This is a genomic window from Streptomyces sp. TOM-9, from assembly GCF_056858595.1.
On the sequence record NZ_JBXEQB010000001.1, the window covers coordinates 3067267 to 3085235 of the forward strand.

The following is a 17969-nucleotide window of genomic DNA, read 5'->3' on the forward strand; positions in this document are numbered from 1 at the left end:
CCGGGCACCCTGCCGCGACCTGCGGGGGCCCGCGCCGGACCGGGGCCGCTCCCGCCCGGTGGCACGTGGCAGCGCGGGTCACGGGGCGGTCGCGGTACCGCACGGGTGAGGTACAACTTGGGCGGGTTAGCCCAGAAGGGTCATGTCGGCACCGTAAACTGCACCTTCGTGGATACGACGCTTCAGGACCCGCTCGTCGGGCAGACGCTCGACGGCCGCTACCGGGTGGAGTCCCGGATCGCGGTCGGCGGCATGGCGACGGTGTACCGGGCGCTGGACACCCGCCTGGACCGGGTGCTGGCCCTGAAGGTCATGCACCCCGCCCTCTCCGCCGAGCCCGGCTTCGTGGAGCGCTTCATCCGCGAGGCGAAGACCGTGGCGCGCCTCGACCACCCCAATGTGGTCCAGGTCTACGACCAGGGCGCCGACGGCACCTACGTCTACCTGGCCATGGAGTACATCGCGGGCTGCACCCTCCGCGACGTGCTGCGCGACCGCGGCGCCCTGCCGCCCCGCGCCGCGCTGGACATCCTGGAGCCCGTGCTGGCCGCGCTCGGCGCGGCGCACCGCGCGGGGCTGGTGCACCGCGACATGAAGCCGGAGAACGTCCTCATAGGCGACGACGGCCGCGTCAAGGTGGCGGACTTCGGCCTGGTCAGGATCGCGGGCACGCACACCAACACCTCCGCCGGCGGTGTCCTCGGCACGGTCTCGTACATGGCGCCGGAGCAGGTCGAGAGCCCCACGACCGACGAGCGCACCGATGTGTACGCGTGCGGGGTGCTGCTCTACGAGATGCTCACCGGCCGCAAGCCGCACACCGGCGGGACGCCCGTGCAGGTGGTCTACCAGCTGGTGAACGAGGACGTGCCCGCCCCGTCCGCCGCCTCCCCCGGGCTGCCCCCGCAGCTGGACGCGCTGGTGGCCGAGGCGACCGCGCGTGCCGCCGCCCGGCGTCCGGCCGACGCCGCGGAGCTGCTGCGGCGGCTGCACGCGGTGCGCCAGGGCATGACGCCCGAGCAGCTGGACCTGGTGCCACCGGGCGCGCGGACCCCCGCGCACGCCCCCGCGGCACCGGCCGGCGCCGAGGAACCGACGACGGTGGTGCACCGCACCGCGCGCCTGGAGTTCTCGCCCGAGCCGACCCGGCAGCAGCCCCGGGCGGCGTCCCGGACGTCGACCCGGCCCCGGCGGCGTCGCGGGGCCATCGCCGTCGTGACGACCCTGCTGCTGATCCTCGGCGTCGGCGCGGGCATCTGGTACATCAACGACGGCCAGTTCACCCGGACCCCCGCCGTCGTCGGGCTGCCGCAGGCGCAGGCGGAGCGCCAGCTGCGCGACGCCGGGCTGCGGGTCGAGGTCGTCGAGGCGTTCGACCCCACCATGACCAAGGGCAAGGTGGCCTCCACCGACCCGGGCACGGGCGAGCGCATCCGCGACAACGGCACGGTGACGATCACCGTGTCCAAGGGCCCGGAGCGGGTGAAGGTCCCGGGCGTGGTGGGCGAGGAGCTGGCGGAGGCGAAGCGGCGGCTGAAGGCCGCCGGACTGAGCCCGGGGACGGTCTCCCGCGAGTTCAGCGGCGAGGTGCCGCGGGGCCGGGTGATCTCCACCGACCCCGGCTCGGGCGCGAGCCGCCGGCCGGACTCGGCCGTGTCGCTGGTGGTGAGCAAGGGCGCGCCCGTCGACGCCCCCGACGTGGTCGGGCAGCCGCTGGAGGACGCCCGCCGGCAGCTGGAGGACGCCGGGCTGCGGGTCAAGGTGGACCCGCGGCAGGTCTACTCCGACCAGGCGGACGAGGGCGCGGTCGCCGGGCAGACGCCCGGCGCCAACACACGGCTGGCGGCCGGTGACACGGTCACGCTGCAGGTCTCCAAGGGCCAGGAGATGGTCGTGGTACCGGACGTGCAGGGCCTGGACGTCGACGAGGCGAAGGCGAAGCTGGAGGCCGCGGGCTTCGACGTGCGCGTCATCCAGTTCTTCTTCACCGGCCAGGTCAACAACCAGTCGCCCGCCGGCGGCACCGAGGCACCGAAGGGCAGCACGATCACACTGTGGGTGCGATAGTCACGTCCGATGGCGGCGCCGCCGCCGCGCTCCGCAACCCTGTCGGCGGCCACGTCGCCGTGGCCGGTGGGCTGGCCACCACCGGGCTGGCGGAGGCCGCGCGGATGGGCGCCGAGACCGTGCAGGTCTTCGTCGCCAACCCCCGCGGGTGGGCGACCCCGCCCGGCAGTCCGCGCCAGGACGAGGAGTTCCGCGAGCGCTGCGCCGCGCAGGGACTCCCCGCGTACGTCCACGCGCCGTACCTGATCAACTTCGGCTCGCACACCGAGGCGACGGTCGACCACTCGGTGGACTCGCTGCGCCACTCGCTGCGCCGCGGGCGGGCGATCGGCGCCCTGGGCACGGTCGTGCACACCGGGTCGGCGACCGGCGGCCGTTCCCGGGCCACCGCGCTGGCGCAGGTACGTGAGCGGATGCTGCCGCTGCTGGAGGAACTGACGCACGACGACGACCCGTGGCTGCTGCTGGAACCGACCGCGGGGCAGGGCTTCTCGCTCTGCTCGCTGGTGGAGGACCTGGGCCCGTACTTCGACGCCCTGGACCACCACCCGCGGCTGGGGGTCTGCCTGGACACCTGTCATGTGTTCGCGGCCGGGCACGACCTCGCGGCGGCCGGCGGGGTCAAGGCCGTCCTGGACGAGCTGGTGGCGACGGTCGGCGAGGGGCGGCTGAAGCTCGTCCACGCCAACGACTCCAAGGACGTCACCGGCGCCCACAAGGACCGCCACGAGAACATCGGCGCCGGTCACATCGGTGCCACCGCCTTCGGGGAGCTGTTCCGGCACCCCGCCACGCAGGGCGTGCCGCTTGTCGTGGAGACGCCGAACGGCGGCCCCAAGGGCACCGGGATGGCCACGGACGTGGCCGTGCTCAAGTCGCTGCGCCCGGTCTGACCGGATCGGCGGGAATACCCCAGGGGGGTAATGCGTTGAGCGTCGAGCACGACGAGACACCCGCACTCATCCCTGGGGGGCACAGGATGCAGCACGTCGAGCACTCCCACCGGCATCAGTCCCACCACGAGCACCACACGGCGGCCCACCACACCGGCCCGGCCTCCTGGGGCACCGCCGTCCAGGCCACGCTGCACTGCCTCACCGGCTGTGCGATCGGCGAGGTCCTCGGCATGCTGATCGGCACGGCCCTCGGCTGGCACAACGTCCCGACGATGACCCTGGCGATCGTCCTGGCCTTCGTCTTCGGCTACTCGCTCACCATGCGCGGCGTCCTGCGGGCCGGCCTTGACCTGCGCAGCGCCGTACGGGTGGCGCTCGCCGCCGACACCGTCTCGATCGTCTTCATGGAACTCGCGGACAACGGGACGATCCTGCTGTTCCCGGGCGCGATGGACGCCACGCTGTCGGACGCGCTGTTCTGGATCAGCCTCGCGCTGGCCTTCGTGGTCGCCTTCCTGGTGACCGCACCCGTCAACAAGTGGATGATCGGCCGCGGCAAGGGACACGCGGTCGTCCACCGGTACCACTGACCCACTGCCGAGGCCCGGCGGCTACAGCTCCGGCCCGTCGCCGGGCTCCTCCTGGTACGAGTAGCGCTGCTCGCTCCAGGGGTCGCCGAGGTTGTGGTAGCCGCGCTCCTCCCAGAAGCCCCGGCGGTCGGACGTCATGTACTCCACGCCCCTGACCCACTTGGGGCCCTTCCAGGCGTAGAGGTGGGGCACGACGAGCCGGGCCGGGAAGCCGTGCTCCGCGGTCAGCGGCTCGCCGCCGCGGTGGGTCGCGAATATCGACTTGGGGTCGGCGAAGTCCGCCAGCCTCAGGTTGGAGCTGAAGCCGTACTCGGCCCACACCATGACGTGCGTGACGTCCGGCGCGGGCGGCGCCAGCCGCAGGATCTCGGCGGTGGAGACACCGCCCCACTCGACGCCGAGCATGCTGAACTTGGTCACGCAGTGGAAGTCGCCCGTGACCGTCGTGTACGGCAGCGCGGCGAACTCCTCGTGGCCCCACGCACGCTTGCCGCCGTCCGCGGTGGCGCCGAAGACCTGGAACTCCCAGCGCTCGGGTTTGAACCTGGGCACCGGACCGTAGTGGGTGACCGGCCAGCCCCGCTGGAGCCGCTGTCCGGGAGGAAGCTCCCCTTCGCGGCGTTCGGACTGACCCATGCGTCCATGGTGACAGACCGGATGCAGTGCTACCGACCAGCACCAGGTCAAAGTATGACAACCCGGGCCACCGGAGTAAGTGTGAACTTACTGGATCGCTTCCACCGGCGGTGCGAAGATGCGCCCATCGTGTGGATTCCTCCGGAAAGGACGGGCTTGCCATGCAGGGCGACCCCGAGGTCATCGAGTTCCTGAACGAGCAGCTGACGGGCGAGCTGACGGCGATCAACCAGTACTTCCTGCACGCCAAGATGCAGGAGAACCTGGGCTGGACAAAGCTCGCCAAGTACACGCGACACGAGTCCTTCGACGAGATGAAGCATGCCGAGGTGCTGACCGACCGCATCCTCTTCCTCGACGGACTGCCGAACTACCAGCGGCTCTTCCACGTCCGGGTGGGGCAGACCGTCACCGAGATGTTCCAGGCCGACCGCCAGGTCGAGGTCGAGGCGATCGACCGCCTCAAGCGCGGCATCGAGGTCATGCGGGCGAAGGGCGACATCACGTCGGCCAACATCTTCGAGGACATCCTCGCCGACGAGGAGCACCACATCGACTACCTGGACACCCAGCTCGAACTCATCGAGAAGCTCGGGGAGCCGCTGTACATCGCCCAGCTCATCGAGCAGCCCGACAGCTGACGGCCGGGCCGCAGCCGTTCAGGCGGCGCTGGCCGCCGCGGGCAGCGGGACCACGACCGGCACCGGCAGTGCGGGCGGGACCGGCAGGGAGGCCGGCGCGGGGGCACCGAGGGGTTCCGCGGGCGCTCCGGGCTTCGCCGTGTCGAGCTTCGTACGGGTGGCACAGCCGTCGCCGCGGCCGAGAAGCGCCTGTATCCGGCGCACGCAGGAACCGCAGTCCGTGCCCGCCTTGCAGGCGGAGGCGATCTGGCGAGGGGTGCAGCGGCCGGCGTCCGCATGCTGCTTGACCTGCTCTTCGGTGATGCCGAAGCATGAGCAGACGTACACGCGGTTCCCCTCTCTCTCGATCCCGGCCTGAGGTTAACCTAACCTTACCCGCCGGGCGAGTGGCTGAAAACCGACGAGGGGCGCGGATCGATGTGATCCGCGCCCCTCTCAGGGTCCGCAGGGACGGCCGCCGCTACTGGCCGCGGTACATCTCCGCCACCAGGAACGCCAGGTCGAGCGACTGGCTGCGGTTGAGCCGCGGGTCGCAGGCCGTCTCGTAGCGCTGGTGCAGGTCGTCGACGAAGATCTCGTCGCCGCCGCCCACGCACTCGGTCACGTCGTCGCCGGTGAGCTCCACGTGGATGCCGCCCGGGTGGGTGCCGAGGCCGTGGTGCACCTCGAAGAAGCCCTTGACCTCGTCGAGCACGTCGTCGAAACGGCGCGTCTTGTGACCCGAGGCCGCCTCGAAGGTGTTGCCGTGCATCGGGTCGCACACCCAGGCGACCTGCGCGCCCGAGGCCGTGACCTTCTCCACCAGGTTCGGCAGCAGCTCGCGCACCTTGCCGGCGCCCATACGCGTGATGAAGGTCAGCCGGCCGGGCTCGCGGTCCGGGTCCAGCCGGTCGATCAGCGCCAGCGCCTCCTCGGGCGTGGTCGTCGGGCCGAGCTTCACGCCGAGCGGGTTGCGGATCTTCGAGGCGAACTCGATGTGCGCGTGGTCGAGCTGACGGGTGCGCTCACCGATCCAGACCATGTGGCCGGACACGTCGTACAGCCGGCCGGTGCGGGAGTCCACGCGGGTCAGCGCCGACTCGTAGTCGAGCAGGAGCGCCTCGTGCGAGGCGTAGAACTCGACGGTCTTGAACTCCTCGGGGTCCGCGCCGCAGGCGTGCATGAAGTTCAGCGCGCCGTCGATCTCCCGGGCCAGGGCCTCGTAGCGCTGCCCGGACGGCGAGGACTTCACGAAGTCCTGGTTCCAGGCGTGCACCTGACGCAGGTCGGCGTAGCCGCCGGTGGTGAAGGCCCGGACGAGGTTCAGCGTCGCGGCGGACGCGTTGTACAGGCGCTTGAGCCGCTCCGGGTCCGGCACGCGGGCCGCCTCGGTGAACTCGAAGCCGTTGACCGAGTCACCGCGGTAGGTCGGGAGGGTCACCCCGCCCCGGGTCTCCGTCGGCTTCGAACGCGGCTTGCTGTACTGACCGGCGATCCGGCCCACCTTCACGACCGGCACGGACGCGGCGTAGGTGAGGACGGCGCCCATCTGCAGCAGCGTCTTCAGCTTGTTGCGGATCTGGTCGGCCCCGATCTGGTCGAAGGCCTCCGCGCAATCGCCGCCCTGCAGCAGGAACGCCTCACCCCGGGCCACGGCCCCCAGGCGGTCGCGCAGCTGGTCGCACTCGCCTGCGAAGACGAGCGGCGGATACGACTCGAGGTCCGCGATCACTTCGCGCAGAGCCTCGGGGTCGGGGTACTCAGGCTGCTGCGCCGCGGGCAGTGAGCGCCAGGTCTGGCGCCCGGCGTGGGTTTCAGCGTTCACGGTCACGCAGCCCACATTACGTGGTCGTGTCCGTTCCTTTGCGCATCGGACCAGAGGATGAGACGACCGAGTGACCTCCGCGGAGCCCCGTCCGACCCGCCCGGCACAGGCCTGCGGAGCCCGGAGGGCGGGCCCTCCCCGGCCCCGCGCGCCGGCGCCGCCCGGCGTACGGCGACGGCGCGTCCGGCCCACGCCGCCACCGCGGAGTCCACCCAGTGAGACGGCCCGCGTCCGGGGTCGTACGCTCGGCCCGCACACCGAAGCCCGGACGGGAGGGGCCGCCGTCATGCCGACACCGTCGGAGGCGTTCAGGTACGTGGGACCGGACGACATCCGGGCCGCCGTGGTGCGGCCCGACGCGGCGGGCCGGGCGGTGCGGTCAGCGGACGACGTCCGGCAGTGGCTGGATGGCGCCGCCGCCGACCGCGAGGAGCCCTTCACCTACGTCGTCGACTCGACCGGCACGCTCCGTCTGGCGCCGCGCCGCAGCGAGCACGTGGCGTGCGCCGGGGGCGGGCCCGTGCTGGCCGCCGGGGAGATCACGTTCGCCGCGCGGGAGGACGGCGGGTGGGAGGTGACCGAGGTCGGCAACCAGTCGACCGGCTACTGCCCCGACGCCGAGGCGTCCTGGCCCGCGCTGGCGGAAGCCCTCGACCGGGCGGGGCTCACCCGCCCCGGCTGGTTCACGCAGGCGGTCGTCTTCCGGCATTGCCCGCGGTGCGGCGAGCGCAACCTCGTCAAGGACGACGACTTCACATGCGCCCTGTGCGACGCGCCGCTTCCACGGCGGCGCGGCCGCTGAGGACGAGCGCCTGGCCCAGGCAGCCCAGCGCCGCCGTGCACAGGAGCGTGCGCACCAGGTTCCAGCGGACCCAGGCCGCCTCGAACCGCTCGCGCACGGCGGCGGGATCGGCGAGGCTCCCGGGGTCGCCCGCCGCGTCCAGCCGGTCGTTCAACGGGATGTTGACGCCGAAGGTGACGACGAGCACCGCCAGGTAGAGCACGGTCGCGGCGATCACCCACGGGAGCGGACCGCGGCCTGCGTCGCGCAGGCAGAGCGCCACCGCGGCGGCGCACAGCAGCAGCGAACCGCCGAAGACCAGCAGGAACCAGCCGTTCTGGATGGCGATGTTGATGCGCTGCATCGCGTCGACGAGCGTACGGTCGGCCGCCTTGGCCAGACCCGGCATGACGGCGACGGAGAACGCGAAGAAGAGCCCGGCCATGAGGCCGACGGCGACGGTGGCCGCGACGAGGACGGCGTCTCGGGAAGTCATGCGACCAGTGAAGCCGCGCCTGGTGAGACGGAACATGGCCCGGACGCTCCGTCCCATACGCGAGCGTCCACACGGAGAGCGCGGAAAACCGCGTGCGGAACCGGACGGGGCCGGGATACCGTGCGGCCCATGGGTTGCACCTACTACATCAGGCTGCGCCGGGCATAGCCGCGGCGCTCTTCGCCGCGGCATCGGGTCCATCGTCGGAACCTCTTATGTCGCGGAGTGCACACCCATGCCTCACCACCGGTCCATGGTGGGCGGCCGGCACGAGCTCGGCCAGAACTTCCTCACCGACCGCACCGTCATCGCCTCCATCGAGGCCCTCGTCGCCGCCACCAGCGGACCCATCGTCGAGATCGGCCCCGGCGACGGCGCCTTGACCCTCCCCCTCAGCCGCACCGGCCGCCCCCTGACGGCCGTGGAGATCGACCCGGGGCGCGCACAGCGCCTGCAGCGGCGGCTCCCGCGCGGCGCGCACGTCGTCACCACCGACGTCCTGCGCTACCGCTTCCCGCGCGAACCGCACGTGATCGTCGGCAACCTGCCCTTCCACCTGACGACCACCATCATGCGGCGCGTCCTGGCCGCCGACCGGTGGGAGTGCGCGGTGCTGCTCGTCCAATGGGAGGTCGCCCGCCGCCGCGCGGGCGTCGGCGGCGCCAGCATGCTCACCGCCTCCTGGTGGCCCTGGTACGACTTCACCCTCCACTCCCGCGTCCCCGCCCGCGCCTTCCGCCCGGCACCCTCCGTCGACGGCGGACTGCTGACCATGACCCGGCGCCCGCAGCCGCTCGTCACCGGCGACCGCCGCGCCTACCAGGCCTTCGTCCAGCGGGTGTTCACCGGCCCGGGCCGTGGTTTGCGCGAAGTCCTCGCCCGCACCGGCCACTTCGACCGCACGGCGCTGCGCGACTGGCTGCGTGCCGAACGCGTCCCCCCGCACGCCCTCCCCAAGGACCTCACGGCGAGGCAGTGGGCGTCCCTGTGGCGGCTGGTGAGGTGAGGGGCGGCGGCTACAGCCGCTCGATCTCCGCGAGGTCGATGTCCACGGCGAACGGCACGGACACCTTGAGGCGTTCGTGGTGGATGCCGGTGGCGACGTAGGTGCCGGTGGCCGACTCCCGTTCGAAGACGTAGACGACGGGGAGCCGGCCCTCGCCCTTCTCGACCCGCCAGAAGTGCGGGATGCCCGCCTCGGCGTACAGTTGCGGCTTGCGCTTGCGGTCCCGCTCCTCGGAGTCGGGTGAGACCACCTCGACGACGAGCACGGCGTCGGCCGCCTGGTACCCCGTCTCGTCCGCGCCGTCGCTCGCGGCCTCGGCACGCACCAGCACCAGATCCGGCTCGGGCCGGTTGCGCCGGTTCAGCACGACGCTCATCTCCCGCCGCACCCGCAGGTTCTCCGGGGCCGCCGCTCGCAAGCCCTGCTCCAGCAGATACATGGCCGCCGAATGAAAGCTCTTCTGCAGGCTCACGAACACCAGGCTCCCGTCGATCAACTCCGTGTGCGGCGGGAGGTCGGGAATGCGGTCCAGGTCGTCCGAGGTGAAGCCGCCACGCGGCGGAATCGCCCAGGCCGGCAGCGGTTCGGCGGTCATGGTTCCTCCCATGGACGGGATTCTGGACGCATCCCCGAGAGTACCGGGGCCCCACGTCCCCACGATGCCCCGAAAGCGTGAGCGGGGCCGCCGCGTCGTGGGCGGATGCGTTAGGGTGCGGAACATGTACGCGCAGCAGACGCACCTGCAGTGGTGGTGGACCGCGGATCCGGCGGCCCACTAGCAGCGCGTACGCAGAAGCAGACGCTCAGGCCGCCCGAGGGGCGGCCTTCGGTGTTTGCGCGGCCGTCCCTTCCCTCGCCGAAGACCGGAAGGAACCGCCGTGGAGAACCACGATCCCGCCGCCGCACCCCCCGCCGCCGCGCTCGTCGAACGGCTGCTGGACCCCGCGTGCCCGCCCTTCGCGCTGCTCAGGCGCAGAGCGCCCGGCCGGGACACGGACACCGTCGAAGTGCTGCTCGGCCCGGTCACGACGGCGGAGCGGCTGGCCGGCATCGCGCTGCCGACCGGGGCGCCCGAAGGGGAGCGACCCACGGTGGACGCACTGGCGCTGGTGCCGTACCGGCAGATCAGGGAGCGCGGCTTCGACGTGCGCGACGACGGGACGCCGCTGGTCGTGCTGCGCCCCCGTGAGACGTACGAGCTGCCGCTGCCCGAGCTCATGGCGGCCCTGCCCGCGCACGCGGTGCGCGTGGAAGGCGGGGCCTTCGACGTCGACGACGACACGTACGCCGGGATCGTGGAGCGCGTCATCGAGGACGAGATCGGGCGCGGCGAGGGCGCGAACTTCGTCATCCGGCGCACCTTCCGCGGCGAGATCCCGGGGTTCGCGGCGGCCGACGCGCTCGCGCTGTTCCGCCGGCTGCTCGACGGCGAGCGCGGCGCCTACTGGACGTTCGTCGTGCGGACCCCGGAGCGGACCCTGGTCGGCGCCAGCCCCGAGGTGCACGTGCGGATGGCCGGCGGGACGGTCGTCATGAACCCCATCAGCGGCACCTACCGCTACCCCGCGCAGGGGCCGGACGCGGAGGGGCTGCTCGCCTTCCTGCGGGACGCCAAGGAGGTGGAGGAGCTGACGATGGTGGTCGACGAGGAACTGAAGATGATGTGCACCGTCGGCGACCTCGGCGGCGTCGTCGTCGGCCCGCGCCTGAAGGAGATGGCGCACCTGGCACACACCGAGTACGAGTTGCGCGGCCGCAGCAGCATGGACGTGCGGGACGTGCTGCGCGAGACCATGTTCGCCGCGACGGTGACCGGCTCGCCGGTGCAGAACGCCTGCCGGGTGATCGAGCGCCACGAGCCGGGCGGCCGCGGCTACTACGCCGGCGCCCTCGCCCTGATCGGTCGGGACGCGGGCGGGGCACAGACCCTGGACTCGCCCATCCTGATCCGCACCGCGGACGTCGACGCCGCGGGCGGCCTGAAGGTCCCGGTGGGCGCGACCCTGGTGCGGCGCTCCGACCCGTACGCGGAGGTCGCCGAGACGCACGCGAAGGCGGCGGCCGTGCTGGCCGCGCTGGGGGTCCGGCCCGGACGGGCGCAGGGCCCGGCGGCGGACCGGCCACCGCTCGGCGACGACATCCGGGTGCGGGCCGCGCTGGACGGACGCCGCCGGAACCTGGCCCCGTTCTGGCTGCGCATGCGCACCGCGGAGCAGCCCGGCACGCTGACCGGGCACGCCCTCGTGGTGGACGGCGAGGACACCTTCACCGCGATGCTCGCGCACGTGCTGAGGTCGTCCGGGCTGCAGGTCACCGTGCGCCGCTTCGACGCCCCGGGACTGCGCGAGACCGCCCTCGCGCACCAGGGCCCGGTCGTCCTCGGTCCGGGCCCCGGCGACCCCTGCGACACCGGCGACCCCAGGATGGCCCTCCTGCGCGGCCTCGCCTCCGGACTCGTCCGCGGCCACCGGCACGGCCTGCTCGGGGTCTGCCTCGGCCACGAACTGATCGCCGCCGAACTCGGCCTCGACATCGTCCGCAAGGACGTCCCCTTTCAGGGCGCGCAGACATCCGTCGACCTGTTCGGGAAGGCGGAGACCGTGGGGTTCTACAACTCCTTCACCGCCCGCTGCGACGACGCGACGGCGGAGGAGCTCGCCATGCACCGCATCGAACTGAGCCGCGACCCCGCCACCGGCGACGTCCACGCCCTGCGCGGCCCGGGCTTCGCGGGCGTCCAGTTCCACCCCGAGTCCGTGCTCACGCTGAACGGCACGGCGATCGTGGCGGACCTCCTGGCGGGGGTGACGGTGGCGGGCTGACACCCGCGTCCCGCCGCCCCGCACGCGGCCCCGGCAGGTCAGACCGCGGCCGCCGGGAACTGGTGCGTCCGCGGGGTGACCGCGCGGGGCCGGCGGGGGCGGGCGGCGGGGACCGGGTCGGGCGCGGGCCCGGGGACGGGCGACAGGAGCGGGCCGATGAGAGCCAGGACCGCCGCCACCATGTCCGGGCCCTCGGTGAGGCCGTCCACCACGAGGTCGGCCAGCGCCCGCGAAGGGGCGACGTGGGCGACGTGGCGGTCCCGTCCGCTCTGCAGGTAGTTCAACAGGGACAGCCGGGGGTCCTGCCGCTGGACCTCGATCTTGCGGAGGATCTTGCGGGCCAGCCGGACGTCGTCGGGGGCGTCCACGTACACCCGCCAGTCCGCCCGTTCCCGTACCGACGGCAGGGTCAGGGCGAACAGGCCCTCGACCACCACGAGGCGCACGCCGGGCCGGGCCAGCGCCGCGTCGATCGCGGCGCTGACGGCGGCCTCGTCGATGGAGCCGGGGTGGTTCCAGTCGAGGATGGCGTGCCCGCCGGCGCTGACCGTCCACACGCCCCTGAGGGAATCGTGCGCGGGCACGTAGTAGTCGTCCAGATGGACCAGTGCGATGCTCTCGGGACACTGCAGCGACAGGGCCTCGGCAAGGGTGGACTTGCCGGATGCGGTGCCGCCTGCGACCGCCAGTACACCCGTCATGCCGGGCGCTCCTCATGTGCTCAAGGGGGATAGACGAAGCGGCCGGACAAGCCGGGTGCAGGGAATGTACGGCCGCGTGATCGCCCATGGCAAGCGGGGAAAGCGCAGACGGCGCCGGGGAAACGCCGTGTTTACCCGAAGAAGACGGCCGCCTCGGTGTAGAGCCGCGGATCGACTGTCTTGAGCTGGGCCGTCGCGTCGCGCAGCGGGACGCGGACGATGTCCGTACCGCGCAGGGCGACCATCTTGCCCCAGTCCTGGTCGCGGACCGCGTCGATGGCGTGCAGGCCGAAGCGGGTGGCGAGCCAGCGGTCGAAGGCGCTGGGGGTGCCGCCGCGCTGGATGTGGCCGAGGACGGTGGTGCGGGCCTCCTTGCCGGTGCGCCTCTCGATCTCCTTGGCGAGCCACTCGCCGACGCCGGAGAGCCGGACGTGGCCGAAGGAGTCGAGCGACTGGTCCTTGAGCACCATGTCGCCGTCCTTGGGCATGGCGCCCTCGGCGACCACGACGATGGGCGCGTAGCGGATCTTGAAGCGGCTCTCCACCCAGGCGCAGACCTGGTCGACGTCGAAGCGCTGCTCGGGGATGAGGATGGCGTTGGCGCCGCCGGCGAGGCCCGAGTGGAGGGCGATCCAGCCGGCGTGGCGGCCCATCACCTCGACGACGAGGACGCGCATGTGCGACTCGGCGGTGGTGTGGAGGCGGTCGATGGCCTCGGTGGCGATGTTGACGGCGGTGTCGAAGCCGAAGGTGTAGTCGGTGGCCGCCAGGTCGTTGTCGATGGTCTTGGGCACGCCGACGCAGGGGACGCCGTACTCGTCCGACAGGGCGGTGGCGACACCGAGGGTGTCCTCGCCGCCGATCGCGATGAGTGCGTCGACCTCGTACTTGGCGAGGTTCTCCTTGACGCGGCGCACGCCGTTCTCCGCCTTGAGCGGGTTCGTGCGGGACGAGCCGAGGATCGTGCCGCCGCGCGGGAGGATGCCGCGCACGGCGGGGATGTCGAGCGGCACGGTGTCGCCCTCGAGGGGGCCGTGCCAGCCGTCCCTGAAACCGGTGAACTCGTATCCGTACTCCTGGACACCCTTGCGCACGATGGCACGGATGACCGCGTTGAGCCCGGGGCAGTCTCCGCCGCCGGTCAGCACGCCAACTCGCATGATCCATCCCTTCCCGTTCGCACCATTTGCCTGCGTCCACGACGCTAGCGTGACCGGCGTCACAGGTGGGATGGGCCGTTCGGTGAAATCCCTTGATCCGCGGGGATGTTGGTCCGCCGATTTCACCCTTCCGGGCGGCGCGCGGCACTTGAGCGGGCGCGCCCCCGAAGGTGGCGTCGGGGCTATTCCTCGTCCAGTCCGCGTTCGATGGCGTAGCGGACGAGTTCGACGCGGTTGTGGAGTTGGAGCTTGCCGAGGGTGTTCTGGACGTGGTTCTGCACCGTGCGGTGGGAGATGACCAGCCGTTCGGCGATCTGCTTGTAGCTGAGCCCCTTGGCGACGAGCCGCAGGACCTCGGTCTCGCGGTCGGTGAGGCGGGGCGCCTCGGGGGTGTCGGCCGCGGCGGGGGCGGGGTCGGAGGCGAGGCGGCGGTACTCGCCGAGGACGAGGCCGGCGAGGCCGGGGGTGAAGACGGGGTCGCCGACGGCGGTGCGGCGGACGGCGTCGAGGAGTTCCTCGCGGCCGGCGGACTTCAGCAGGTAGCCGGTGGCGCCGGACTTCACGGCTTCCAGGACGTCCGCGTGCTCGCCGCTGGCGGAGAGCACCAGGACCCGCAGGGCGGGGTTGTCCGCGATGACGTCCTTGCAGACCTGGACACCGGACAGGCCCGGGAGGTTGAGGTCGAGGACGAGTACCTCGGGCATGGCCGCCTTGGCGCGCCGCACCGCCTCCGGACCGTCGCCGGCGGTGGCGACCACCACGTATCCGGCCTCGGTGAGGTCGCGGGCCACCGCGTCCCGCCACATGGGGTGGTCGTCGACCACCATCACCTTCACCGCCATGAGCCCAATCTCCTCCCTCACTTCGCGAGCCTCAACTCGACTTCTGTCCCCTGCCCGGGCACCGACACCAGTTCCGCCGTGCCGCCGAGGTCCCGGAGCCGGCCGCGGATGGACTGGGCGACCCCGAGTCTGCCCTCGGCCTCGGCGGCGGCGAGGCGGCCTTCGGGGATGCCGGGGCCGTCGTCGCGGACGCTGACCAGTACGGCCTCGGGTTCGTCCTCGACCAGGATCCAGGCGTGGGCGTCCTCGCCGGCGTGCCGGCGGACGTTCTCCAGGGCGGCGCCCACGGCTGCGGCGAGTTCGCGTGCGGCGCGGGCCGGGACGAGGACGGGGGTGCCGGGGGCGGCGACGGTGACCCGGGCGCTGCCGTACGGGGACAGCAGCGGGCGCAGGTCGCGGGGCGCGTCCGGGTCCTGGCCGGCGCCGGTATCGGCGTCGGCATCGGTGCCGGTGGCACCGCGGGGGGACGGCAGGGCGGCGGCGCCGTCGGTGACCAGGGCGCGCAGGGCGGCCTCCTGCTCGCCCGCCATGCGGCCCAGGGCCTCGGCCTCGCCGCCGATCTCGGCGCCGCGCCGCTGCACCATGGCGAGCACCTGCAGCACGTTGTCGTGGATGTCGCGGGCCAGGCGCTCCCGCTCGCGGGTGGCGGCCTCGATCTGCAGGGCGCGGGCGAGGGTGCGTTCGCTGGCGCGGGCGACCTCGACGACGTACCCGATGGCGATGCTGGCGATGGCCACCAGCAGCACGTTGTGGAGGGTGTCACGGGCCGGGGCGCCGCGTTCGACGAGGTTGGCGCCGCCGACGAGGCAGGAGGCGGCGGCGGCCCAGCGCCAGCCGCCCTTGATGGCGAAGGCGAGCACGGAGCCGGCGGTCCAGATCGACGGGAGGGTGGGGCCGCCGTCGAGGATGCGCTGGTGCGCCTCGACGACCGGGGTGATGAGGATGCCGGTGATCGCGACGCCGAGGTCGACGATGAGGAAGGGCCTGGTGCAGCGCTGGGGCGAGCTCACCTTGCCGACGGTGGCCAGCGTCCACACGGCGAGCACCGCCATGTAGGCCGCCCCCGCCAGGGGGTGTGCGTGCTCGTGGTACGCGGCGGCGTAGAGCCCGATGGCGTACGCCGCGGTCAGCAGCCGGTAGCCGGTGAGGGCGCGCCACAGCGGCTGCTCGACGGACATGCGGGTGACGCGTGCGGGCCGCGCGGCGGCGGACCCGCCGGGTCTCCCCCCGGTCGCGCCGGTCTTCTCCCCGGCCATGGGCCGTCCCCCCCGTTCCCCCCGGGCGCGTCCGGCTAGGACTCGCCGTGCTGTTGCTGTTGCTGTTGCTGTTGCTGTTGCTGCTGCTGCTTCTTCGCCGCCTCGGCGATCTGCCGCTTGGCGGCGGTCGCGTAGATGTCCACGTACTCCTGGCCGGAGAGCTTCATGATCTCGTACATCACCTCGTCGGTGACCGAGCGCAGGATGAAGCGGTCGTGCTCCATGCCCATGTAGCGGCTGAAGTCCAGCGGCTTGCCGATCCGGATGCCGGGGCGCATCAGCTTGGGCATGACCTGGCCGGGCGGCTGGATCTTCTCCGTGTCGATCATGGCGACCGGGATCACGGGCGCGCCGGTGGCGAGCGCGATGCGGGCCAGGCCGCCGGGCTTGCCGCGGTAGAGGCGGCCGTCGGGCGAGCGGGTGCCCTCGGGGTAGATGCCGAAGAGCTCGCCGGCCTCGATGACCTTTATCCCGCTGTTGATCGCGGCCTCGCCGGCGCCGCGCGCGCCGGAGCGGTCCACGGGGAGCTGGCCGACGCCCTTGAAGAAGGCGGCGGTGAGCTTGCCCTTGATGCCGGGCGTGGTGAAGTACTCGGCCTTGGCGATGAAGGTGACCTTGCGGTCGAGCACGGCCGGCAGGAAGAAGGAGTCCGAGAAGGACAGGTGGTTGCTCGCCAGGATCGCCGCTCCCTGCTTGGGGATGTGCTCCATCCCCTCCACCCACGGCCGGAACGCGGCCCGCAGGGGATGCCCGATGGCGATCTTCATCACGCCGTACAACAACCGATGACCTCCTGTGTCTGACGGGAAGACCTTAACGCCAGATCCGCCGGTGCTCTCCCCCGGTGTCGGCCGTCCGCGTACTGTGAGGTATCGCTTTTCGCGCATTCCACCGAACAGGAGACGCACGGTGCCGCTGATGCCCGGAGCCGAGCCCTACCGCCACGACGGCGGCAAGGTCGGCGTCCTGTTGTGCCACGGATTCACCGGCACACCGCAGTCCATGCGGCCGTGGGCCGAGTACCTGGCCGAGCGGGGCCTGACCGTGTCCGTACCGCTGCTGCCGGGGCACGGCACGCGCTGGCAGGACATGCAGCTGACCGGCTGGGAGGACTGGTACGCGGAGGTGGACCGGGAATTCCGCGCGCTGTCCGAGCGCTGTGACCGCGTGTTTGTCTTCGGAATGTCGATGGGCGGGGCCCTGACCCTGCGGCTGGCCGCGCAGCACGGCGCCGCGGTCAGTGGCATCGCCCTGGTCAACCCCTCGGTCAAGGCCGACAGCCATCAGCTGAAGGTCGTCCCCCTCTTGCGCCACTTCGTCCCCACCGTGCCGGGCATCGCGAGCGACATCGCGAAGGAGGGCTCGCAGGAGGTCGGCTACGACCGCACCCCGCTGCGGGCGGTGCACTCGCTGAGCCGTTTCTGGACGCTGGTACGCCATGAGCTGCCGCAGGTGACGCAGCCGCTCCTGCTGCTGCACAGCCGGGTCGACCACGTGGTGCACCCGTCGAACTCGGCGGTCGTGCTGAGCCGGGTGTCGTCGACGGACGTCACGGAGACGGTGCTGGAGCGCAGTTACCACGTCGCGACGCTGGACCACGACGCGGAGACGGTCTTCGAGGAGTCGTACGCGTTCGTCGAGCGGCTGTCGGGTGCGGGAGAGCGGGCGGAGAAGGAGGACGCGGCCAGTGGCTGAGCCCGAGGAGGAGCGTCGCCAGGTGCCGGAGGGCGGCGAGCCGGAGCGCGCGCCGCTGGACGAGGAGTCGGCGTGGGCCGAGATCGTCGCGGCGTACGAGAAGGACCCCGAGCCCGGGACGGGTTCCTGGCCCGAGGCCGAGGACGTCCCGGCGGCGGAGCGGGACGGCGAGGGCGGGGCCGACGGCGAGCGTGACGGGAGCGAGGGCACGGCGGACCCGTCCGCGCTGCCCGCGGCGCCGGACGCGACGCGTATCGTCATCCACCCCGTGCTGTCCGGTCCCCGTGACTACGCACTCGACGAGGACGCGGACGAGGGGCACTACGAGCCGCCGGAGCCGCCGCCGCTGCCGGAGGCGGACGTGACGACGAAGTTCGCGTGGCTGGCCGCCGTGGGCGGCCCGCTGCTGATCTTCGGCTTCGTCCTCTTCCAGGAGCCGATGCCGTGGTGGGCGCTCACCGTCGGCGTCGGCGGCTTCCTCGGCGGCTTCGCCACCCTGGTGACGCGCATGCGTCCGGGCGGCGACGAGGACGACGACCTGCCGGGCGGCGGCGCCGTGGTCTGACCGGCGCCGCC

At 72.5% G+C, this 17969-nt stretch carries 19 protein-coding genes; 9 read left to right on the forward strand and 10 right to left on the reverse strand.

Features of this window, described 5'->3' with window-relative positions:
• The first annotated feature begins 168 nt into the window (after positions 1-168).
• The 3 genes from pknB (at position 169) to AC1VWI_RS14375 (ending at position 3553) form a co-directional block, all read left to right on the forward strand.
• Positions 169-2067 (forward strand): Stk1 family PASTA domain-containing Ser/Thr kinase, encoded by a 1899-nt coding sequence (gene pknB, locus AC1VWI_RS14365; protein WP_499511386.1) that lies wholly within the window; start codon positions 169-171, stop codon positions 2065-2067.
• On the forward strand, positions 2055-2960 hold the full coding sequence (locus tag AC1VWI_RS14370; RefSeq protein ID WP_499511387.1) for a deoxyribonuclease IV: 906 nt from the start codon (positions 2055-2057) through the stop codon (positions 2958-2960). Before pknB ends, AC1VWI_RS14370 begins: the two co-directional genes overlap by 13 nt.
• Before the next feature lie 86 nt (positions 2961-3046).
• Positions 3047-3553: a DUF4396 domain-containing protein gene (locus AC1VWI_RS14375; RefSeq protein WP_499511388.1), complete on the forward strand. Its 507-nt coding sequence runs from the start codon at positions 3047-3049 to the stop codon at positions 3551-3553.
• A 21-nt stretch (positions 3554-3574) separates the two neighbouring features.
• Here AC1VWI_RS14375 and AC1VWI_RS14380 read toward each other — a convergent pair whose 3' ends face one another.
• Positions 3575-4189, reverse strand: a complete 615-nt coding sequence (locus AC1VWI_RS14380; protein ID WP_499511389.1) for a sulfite oxidase-like oxidoreductase — start codon at positions 4187-4189, stop codon at positions 3575-3577.
• Between the two features lie 161 nt (positions 4190-4350).
• On the opposite strand from AC1VWI_RS14380, the gene bfr reads away from it, so the two are divergent.
• A complete protein-coding gene (bfr, locus tag AC1VWI_RS14385; protein WP_499511390.1) occupies positions 4351-4830 on the forward strand; it encodes a bacterioferritin in 480 nt (159 codons plus the stop codon).
• 18 nt (positions 4831-4848) lie between these two features.
• Here the strand turns inward: bfr and AC1VWI_RS14390 are convergent, their stop codons facing one another.
• Both AC1VWI_RS14390 and AC1VWI_RS14395 read right to left on the reverse strand, forming a co-directional pair.
• Entirely contained in the window at positions 4849-5157 is a 309-nt protein-coding gene (locus AC1VWI_RS14390) for a (2Fe-2S)-binding protein (RefSeq protein WP_499511391.1), read from the reverse strand.
• A gap of 133 nt (positions 5158-5290) precedes the next feature.
• A complete protein-coding gene (locus AC1VWI_RS14395) occupies positions 5291-6640 on the reverse strand; it encodes a class II 3-deoxy-7-phosphoheptulonate synthase (RefSeq protein ID WP_499511392.1) in 1350 nt (449 codons plus the stop codon).
• A gap of 280 nt (positions 6641-6920) precedes the next feature.
• On the opposite strand from AC1VWI_RS14395, the gene AC1VWI_RS14400 reads away from it, so the two are divergent.
• On the forward strand, positions 6921-7436 hold the full coding sequence (locus tag AC1VWI_RS14400; RefSeq protein WP_499511393.1) for a hypothetical protein: 516 nt from the start codon (positions 6921-6923) through the stop codon (positions 7434-7436).
• On the opposite strand, the gene AC1VWI_RS14405 is transcribed toward AC1VWI_RS14400, so the two are convergent.
• Entirely contained in the window at positions 7387-7911 is a 525-nt protein-coding gene (locus AC1VWI_RS14405) for an anthrone oxygenase family protein (RefSeq protein ID WP_499511394.1), read from the reverse strand. The genes AC1VWI_RS14400 and AC1VWI_RS14405 overlap by 50 nt on opposite strands.
• A 253-nt stretch (positions 7912-8164) precedes the next feature.
• Between AC1VWI_RS14405 and erm the strand changes: the two genes are divergently transcribed.
• On the forward strand, positions 8165-8917 hold the full coding sequence (erm, locus tag AC1VWI_RS14410; RefSeq protein ID WP_499516807.1) for a 23S ribosomal RNA methyltransferase Erm: 753 nt from the start codon (positions 8165-8167) through the stop codon (positions 8915-8917).
• Positions 8918-8927: 10 nt separating this feature from the next.
• On the opposite strand, the gene AC1VWI_RS14415 is transcribed toward erm, so the two are convergent.
• Positions 8928-9512: a Uma2 family endonuclease gene (locus tag AC1VWI_RS14415; protein ID WP_499516808.1), complete on the reverse strand. Its 585-nt coding sequence runs from the start codon at positions 9510-9512 to the stop codon at positions 8928-8930.
• Between the two features lie 283 nt (positions 9513-9795).
• Between AC1VWI_RS14415 and AC1VWI_RS14420 the strand changes: the two genes are divergently transcribed.
• Positions 9796-11739, forward strand: a complete 1944-nt coding sequence (locus AC1VWI_RS14420) for an anthranilate synthase family protein (RefSeq protein ID WP_499511395.1) — start codon at positions 9796-9798, stop codon at positions 11737-11739.
• 38 nt (positions 11740-11777) lie between these two features.
• Here AC1VWI_RS14420 and AC1VWI_RS14425 read toward each other — a convergent pair whose 3' ends face one another.
• From AC1VWI_RS14425 to AC1VWI_RS14445, 5 genes are all read right to left on the reverse strand, one after another.
• On the reverse strand, positions 11778-12440 hold the full coding sequence (locus AC1VWI_RS14425) for a uridine kinase family protein (RefSeq protein WP_499511396.1): 663 nt from the start codon (positions 12438-12440) through the stop codon (positions 11778-11780).
• A gap of 131 nt (positions 12441-12571) precedes the next feature.
• Positions 12572-13600: a 6-phosphofructokinase gene (locus AC1VWI_RS14430; protein WP_499511397.1), complete on the reverse strand. Its 1029-nt coding sequence runs from the start codon at positions 13598-13600 to the stop codon at positions 12572-12574.
• Positions 13601-13782: 182 nt separating this feature from the next.
• Positions 13783-14442 carry a response regulator gene (locus AC1VWI_RS14435; RefSeq protein ID WP_431959998.1) on the reverse strand — a complete coding sequence of 220 codons (660 nt, stop codon included), beginning with the start codon at positions 14440-14442 and terminating at the stop codon, positions 13783-13785.
• Positions 14443-14459: 17 nt separating this feature from the next.
• Entirely contained in the window at positions 14460-15620 is a 1161-nt protein-coding gene (gene macS / locus AC1VWI_RS14440; protein WP_499516809.1) for a MacS family sensor histidine kinase, read from the reverse strand.
• A gap of 113 nt (positions 15621-15733) precedes the next feature.
• Positions 15734-16480: a lysophospholipid acyltransferase family protein gene (locus AC1VWI_RS14445; RefSeq protein ID WP_499511398.1), complete on the reverse strand. Its 747-nt coding sequence runs from the start codon at positions 16478-16480 to the stop codon at positions 15734-15736.
• 127 nt (positions 16481-16607) lie between these two features.
• Between AC1VWI_RS14445 and AC1VWI_RS14450 the strand changes: the two genes are divergently transcribed.
• Both AC1VWI_RS14450 and AC1VWI_RS14455 read left to right on the forward strand, forming a co-directional pair.
• On the forward strand, positions 16608-17393 hold the full coding sequence (locus AC1VWI_RS14450; protein ID WP_499511399.1) for an alpha/beta hydrolase: 786 nt from the start codon (positions 16608-16610) through the stop codon (positions 17391-17393).
• Positions 17386-17958: a hypothetical protein gene (locus AC1VWI_RS14455; protein ID WP_499511400.1), complete on the forward strand. Its 573-nt coding sequence runs from the start codon at positions 17386-17388 to the stop codon at positions 17956-17958. The genes AC1VWI_RS14450 and AC1VWI_RS14455 overlap by 8 nt, the downstream gene beginning before the upstream one ends.
• The last annotated feature ends 11 nt before the right edge of the window (positions 17959-17969 follow it).